The following is a 7,210-nucleotide window of genomic DNA, read 5'->3' on the forward strand; positions in this document are numbered from 1 at the left end:
CGCTGGAAACAGCGGGAGTGAATGCCGAGCGGAAGGATTTGGAGATTGATCCGCCACAGATGTTTGGTGCTCCTCCGACGACGGGGTATGCGAATGATCCAGTGAATACGGCGACGGGTAATTTTTTGGAGCCGGAGGTGGATTTGGGGTTTGAGGGGGGTTGTTCTGCTCTGGTGTGGGGGCGGATGTACAACTCGGTCAACCCTGCGGTGGGGGCGTTCGGGCCGGGGTGGTCGTCGTGGACCGAGGCTGGTCTCGTGGTGGGGGATTCCGAGGCGAGGTGGCGGCTGTTCGATGGCCGGGAGATCGTGTTCCCACGGCTTGGTAAGGGGTGGGATCGCGCAACGACGGAGGCGTTCTGGCTCTCACCTGTCGAGGACGGGTGGGAGATCTGTGACCACACCGGGGGGTGGTGGCGTTTCGACACTGCTGGTCGTTTGACGGGGTTCGCGGCCGGTGAGGGTTTCCAGGTCATGTTGACGTGGTCGGAGGGTCGGTTGGAGCGGATGGCCCATGAGCGGGGTCGTTGGGTCGATGTGGTCTGGGACGAGGGTGGGGCTGCACGGGTCGTCGCGGTCTTGGCCTCGGATGGGCGTCGGATCGACTATTCCTATGATGATGTGGGTAGGTTGGTGGCTGTGGCCGACTCCTCGGGTGGGGTGAGGCGGTATGTGTGGGATGAGGCGGGGCTCCTGGCCCGGGTGATCGATGCGGATGGGGTGGTCGAGGTGACCAACTCCTACGATCCTCGGGGGCGGGTGGTTGAGCAGATCAGTCAGCATGGCCGGGTGTCCCGGTTCACCTATCTTCCCGGCCACGTCACGGTGGTTGCTGATGAGGATGGTTCACGGTCGAACACGTGGATACACGACGCGCGGGGACGTCTGACCAGGATCGTGGATGCCGATGGTGAGGCCACCAGTTTCGCACGTGACCAGTTCGGCAACATCCTGCTGGGGACGGAACGTGATGGTGGGGTCACCGCCAGCCAGTACGACGACCGGTCGCGTCTGGTGGCGCGGGTGACGCCCTCGGGGGCCAGGATCGAGAACCTGTGGGACGAGCAGGACCGACTCCTCCAAGTGCGGGTGTTCACCGATGACGGTGACCCGAGTGTCACCACCTACGACTACGACACCGGTTCCAGGTATCCATCACAGATCATCGACGGCACTGGGGCTGTGACCCGGCTGGCCTGGGAACAGGGCCAACTGGTACAGATGGTCGATCCGACGGGGGTGGAGTTCCACATCCGTTACGACCAGTATGGTGACATCATCGCGATGGCTGACGGGGCCGGGAACACCAGCCGCCTGGAACGCGACGAAACAGGCAAGATCATCGCGTCGATCACCCCCAGCGGCAACACCACCCGGTACGAGTGGAACGATGACCGGTTGGTGGCGCGGATCGACCCTGATGGGGCGAGGTGGGGATTCGAACACACCCCGGCCGGACGGTTGACCGCCACCAACGACCCACTCGGGGCGCGTACCGAGATCACCCACGACACCGCAGGTGAGGTCGCTACTGTCACCGACCCCCTGGATCGAACCACCCAGTCGTTCCATGATGATCTGGGTCTTCTGGCTGCGACGGTGTTGCCGGATGGCCGACGCTGGGAATACACCCATGACGCGTTGTCACGACTGGTCGCAGTCACCGATCCCGAAGGGGCCCGGTGGGAATACACCCATGACGTCATGGGGCAGGTGGTCTCCCAGGTCGATCCGACGGGACGGAGCTGGACCACCGGGTACTCCAAGGACCGCACCGAGATTTGGCAGCATCCGGACATCCCCCATCCCCCCACCACCACTCAGGTGACGGATCGGATCGGTCGGGTGATCTCAACCACCACGGCTGCTGGCGGGGTGTATCGGACCAGGTATGACGGTTGTGGTCGCCCGGTCGAACACATCGACCCTGATGGTGGGGTCACGACCCTTCGCAGGGATCCGGCCGGGAGGGTCCTGCAGATCCGCCGCCCCGACGGGTCCGCCACGTCGTATGGCTACGACAAGGTGACCGGTCGGCTGGCCTCGGTCACCGACGCGTTGGGCCACACCACGGTCTTTGTCACGGATGCCGACAACCGCCTCGTCGTCGAGATCGACCCCGCGGGTGGGGAGACCCGTTACAGCTACGATCCCTGTGGTCGTGTGGTCGAGGTCCGGCATCCCAGTCATGGCCGCTCCACCTGGCGCTACGACCCGTGCGGGAGAGTCGTCAAGACGTGGAGTCGGTTCCTGGGGACCCGGCACTTCCACTACGACCCGGCGGGACAGCTCATCGAGGCTGTTGATGCGCTGGGCCGGGTCACGCGTTACAGCTACGACCAAGGTGGCCGCGCCACCACCATCACCGACCCACTGGGCAACACCACGAGGCGGGAGTTCAACCACCTCGACCTCAACACCGCCGAAACCGATCCCCTCGGCCGGACCAAGCACCACACCTACGACCCGGCAGGACGACTCACCGGCCACGAGCGGGCTTCCGGTGAGCGCCTCGAGTGGCGTCATGACGGAGCCGGACAGGTCCACGAGGTCGTCGTGAACGGGCTCGTGGTCGCGACGCATCGTCGTGACCATGCCGCGAACCTGCTCACCGTCGAGGATGTCACGGACCCGGATGCCCCGGTGACGCACCGACTCCGCTGGGACACCTCCGGCAGGCTGGTCGAGCAGACCCGCAATGACGCTGTCACTCGGTGGGAGCATGACTTGCTCGGCCGCTGTATCCGCATCACCGCCCCCAACGGCGACATCACCCGGTATCACTACAACCCAGTGGGTCAGTGCACCCGGATCACCACTCCCGCCGGGCCCGTGGACCAAGTCTTTGATCCGGCGGGTCGGCTCGTCGAATCCCGCAGCCCGGGCTCCACCCAGACCTGGGAGTACACCAACGGGCAGGTGAGCAGCCACCACATCGAAGGACCCGACGGCAGCGTCGAGACCCTCATCACCCGCGACGACGATGGCCGGATCACTGCGATCAGCCGCGACGGGGAGACCACCGGCTACCGCCACGACGCGGCCGGGCAACTCGTCGAGACCCGGGACCCCCACGGCAGGGTGTGTACCTGGACCTACGACCAGGCCGGACGACTCGTCGAGGAACACAACAACGACCAGGTCATCCGCTACATCCACGACGCCGCCGGACAACTCCTCGAACACCACCACGGCCAGGACATCACCCGCTACTCCTACAACGCCGACGGCAAACGCATCACCGAAGATGGGCCCTCGGGCCGGATCGACTACACATGGTCCGCACTCGGCTGGCTCACCCACATCACCGGCCCCCACGGAGCCACCAGCCTCCACGTCAACGCCTTGGGTGAACTGGCCCGCGTCAACGACACCACCCTGTACTGGAACACCACCGGCCAGCCGATCCAGATCAACGACCAGGCGATCACCACCACCTGGGCGGGCACCGCCATCGGCCACCACTGGCTGCCCACCGGCTGGCGAACCGGACGCGCCACCAGCAGCAACCCCTGGGACACCCCCGACGCCACCACCATCAGCATCGACGGCATCGCCATCACACCCGACGGCGGCCTCCAAATCGCAGACCTCGAATGGCTCACCCACCGCGTCTACCAACCAAACACCCGCAGCTTCCTCACCCCAGACCCCCTCCCCCCCATCACCGGAACCGCCTTCACCGGCAACCCCTACCACTACACCAACAACAACCCCCTCCACGCCCAAGACCCCCTCGGTCTCCGCCCAGTCACCGACGAAGAACTCGCCGAATACACCCATCGCCACCACACCGGGAGCTTCTGGGAACGCAACGGCACCGCGGTGATCGGAGCAGGAATCACCATCGCAGGCGCCATCATCACATTCACCCCCATACCCGGCGCACAGATCATCGGCGGCGTACTCTTCAGCGGCGGCATGAACATCGCAACACAAGGCTTCCAAAAGCCAGGACAACCCCCCGACATGATCCAAGTTGGAATCAATGCTGCATTTGGAGCCCTCGGAGGCGGAATCACAACCGCTCTATCGAAGGCGGGTGGCCTGGCCGCCAGTGCCGCCAGAAGCGTCTGGGGACAAGCAGGACTGGGCGCTGGCCTTGGAGCGGGGAGCGGAGCAATAGAGGGAGCCTATGTCGCCTCTAAACAGGGCCTAACAGGCGACGAATATTGGGAAAGCGTCATGAACAGTGCCTTATGGGGTGGAATTATCGGTGGGGCATCAAATGCCGCCTTGACTGGCATAGGAAAAGGCATCCACGGGGCGCGAAATGATGGCGGAGCAGGCAGCATCCCTGAAGGGCTTCCCTCCACTACTCCAGCTCGAGGAACCTCGGATGTTGTGCCTGGAACAGTGAGGCCAAGCGGCCCCAGCCAAGCTCTGCCACGAAGAGCCGCGATTGAGCCGGTATTCAAACCGCGTCGCAGCAGCGGAATCGAGGCTCCTGTTGCATCAATTCCGCGCCGAGTTCTCCCTGAACCCCAACCTCGACGAGCCCTATTCGAAGGCCCACTTGAGGACCTCCCATGAGCTTCGCGCCTTTATTCACACGACCGAAGATTCCTAGTTTAGAGAAGAAAGGCCTTGAAAGCACCTCATCTGACCCGACCCGCAGCAGATTAGGAGCCAACTCAACAGCTTACGGTAGGAGCAATTATGAAGCCTAACAGTAAACGGCTAAAGCGAGCAGGCTTCTGGCTACGCAAACTGCAGCTCGAGCTGGACCAGCAGGGGACTCCTTTCGTCGAGCTGGAATGGCGCGAAGGCGTTGATCTGTGGCCTCGCCATGTGGCCTGGAGTCGTATCGGACGAATACTGGCACAGTACAACGGCAGGGATTGGACCCTGTCCTTGGCACTGCCGGATGCCCGCCACTTCGCTACTTACGCCGATTGGACTGAATGCATGTACGGCACGTTCTGGGGAGGGCATGACACGTCAGAGACGGGATCTGCAATTTGGCTGGAGAAGCTGCTCAGAGCAGACGAGACTCCCGACATCGACGTCGAAGCACTGGATCGCATTGTAGAGAAACGACTCACCAAACCTGGGCCAACCAAGAAGCAGGTCATACTCCTATGGGCGACCATCATCATCGGCTTCCCCACTTTTACTTGGACTGCATTCGCCGTAAAATCGCCCATTTCTGCGGGCGCCGTGGGCACGTTGGCCGCCGGAATACTCACATGGGTAGCGTCTTCGTGGCGCATCCGGCGCCGCCGGAAAAAACTTGGCTACACCCAGAAGAAGGAGGGAGGGGAGCCTTGCGATTCTCCATGACAAACCTGCCCCCGGGGCTTACACCCCATGACTCGAAGGTGTTTGAAGCCGCCAAGAGTGCGGAGAGGCTTCCCTGCCGGGAAGCGGTCGACACCATCAAAGAAGAATGATGCCAGCAAAAGAAGTCAAGTTGTTGAGGGCTGGTTTTTGGTTGCGCAGATTTCAGAAGGAGCTGCGCGACCAAGGAACACCTTTCATCGAGCTGGAATGGCGCGAAGGAGTTGACCTGTGGCCACGCTACGCAGCATGGACCCACATCGGGCGCATCTCGGCTGAGTACAATGGTTCTGAATGGATTTTGTCGCTCGCCCTTCCCGAGGCAAAATACTTCGCAACCTACGCAGACTGGGCGGAGTGTCTTTACGGCCCGATCCGGACAGGGTACAGCATCGAAGAGGCGGCGTCAGTGTTCTGGCTGAGAAAACTCCTGAAAGACGACGATCCGCCGCAAATCGATGTCGATGCCCTTGACCGCGTTGCTGAGCGCAGAAAAACCCTACGGAAGCCAACCAGAATTGAAATGGCCCTCTTCTATCTTGCCTTAGCGATCGGGCTTCCACTGTTCAGTTGGTGGGTCATCGCTGCAGATTTTCCTTTGGCAGGGGCCGCCATCGGCACTGTCGCAGTCGGGGTCCTGTCCGTGGTCGGCTCACTGTGGAGAGTTCATCGGCGACGAAAAAAACTTGGCTACACAAGCAGGAAGAAAGAGGGATAGTATGCGCAAGGCACGCGAACCGACCTCTCCCCCTGGCCCCCTCACCAGCACAGCCTTCACCGGCAACCCTGACAACCATGTCAACAATAACCCCTCACACCCAAGGGCCGCCGGATCTGCGACCCGTCACAGACCAAGAACGCAAGGAGCACAGGAAAAACACTGCACCAAGCACCTCACCTGGAAGACATTGCCGAGGCTGCGGCCACGACCTTTGGTGTTGCAGTCACCCGTTCTACCGGATTGCTTACAGAGCCATCGCGCGGAGACTTCGGGCCAGCCCAACTCCATCCCCTGTTACCGACCTCCCGACCGGGCGGGTCATCAACGAGTCAGGTGTCGCTGCTGTACCGCAGTCAGCTGCTCCCCATATCCAGCCACAGCGCCCAAAGCTGAACGGCCCCATCACGCCGGGCTGGACGCAGAACGACTCCGGCCTGATCGCCCCCGGTGGATAGGAAACTCACATGGATTACTCCGAAGAAGTGAAACCCAAGCTACCTGAGCAACTCGCCGATTTCATCGAGGAACTTGCACGAGGAGGAATCAAGGTCACTGCCTTGCCGTCCGGGAAGAGCGATGCGTGCGATTTTGTAGCCGACACCCACATCGGCCGAATCTGGATCATGGACCTGGGCGGGCTGTGGGAACCTCGGCTTGCACTGCCGGGAGCCGCCTACTTTGCCAACGCAGCAGAGTGGCAAGCCTGCCTTGAAGGACGGAAACACAATTGGAAAGCCCCTACACTCGACGAATCAATCAACTGGCTGACAACAACACTCTCAAAAGGAGTCCCCACTGAAATCAGCGCAAAAAAACTGGACCAAATGGCAGGATTCCGTTTCAGACACGGAAAAAAGCTTGTGTGGCTTGCCAGCACAGGTATTGCCGTCGCCTTGCTCACGCTCTCCTTCGGCCTCTTCTGGGTCGCCTCAGTGACCAAGAACAGCATCGCAGGAATGAACGCCGTCGCCTGCGCGATCATCTTCGTCATCTACCTCTTCAAGTGGGGAAAACTGATGCGGGGCCTCAGAGAATGATTCGCGCTAGCAGCCATGCCTACCACGGCTTGATCCCCAGAATTCGCCGAATCAAAGCGATTACCCCTAGATCTACCCCAAAGTGGCTCTTCACAGAAGGCAGTGGAGCCGAGGGCGGCTGTGGCATCTGAGCGACCCGCTCGGTGGCGCTCCGGAGGGTCGGGCTGGTAGTG

4 protein-coding genes are annotated in these 7,210 nt (G+C 61.8%); all 4 read left to right on the plus strand.

Translation table 11 applies throughout. From position 1 onward, the window contains the following. Positions 1-59 precede the first annotated feature (59 nt). The 4 genes from EII35_RS15065 (at position 60) to EII35_RS15080 (ending at position 7,037) form a co-directional block, all read left to right on the plus strand. Entirely contained in the window at positions 60-4,532 is a 4,473-nt protein-coding gene (locus tag EII35_RS15065; protein WP_125229284.1) for a DUF6531 domain-containing protein, read from the plus strand. Between the two features lie 126 nt (positions 4,533-4,658). Then, complete coding sequence (locus EII35_RS15070) at positions 4,659-5,282, plus strand: hypothetical protein (protein WP_125229285.1); 624 nt, start codon at positions 4,659-4,661, stop codon at positions 5,280-5,282. Positions 5,283-5,388: 106 nt separating this feature from the next. Beyond that, positions 5,389-5,997: a hypothetical protein gene (locus tag EII35_RS15075; RefSeq protein ID WP_125229286.1), complete on the plus strand. Its 609-nt coding sequence runs from the start codon at positions 5,389-5,391 to the stop codon at positions 5,995-5,997. Between the two features lie 467 nt (positions 5,998-6,464). After that, positions 6,465-7,037 (plus strand): hypothetical protein, encoded by a 573-nt coding sequence (locus EII35_RS15080; RefSeq protein WP_125229287.1) that lies wholly within the window; start codon positions 6,465-6,467, stop codon positions 7,035-7,037. The last annotated feature ends 173 nt before the right edge of the window (positions 7,038-7,210 follow it).

The sequence above is a fragment of the Arachnia propionica genome (assembly GCF_003932785.1).
Lineage (GTDB): Bacteria > Actinomycetota > Actinomycetes > Propionibacteriales > Propionibacteriaceae > Arachnia > Arachnia propionica_B.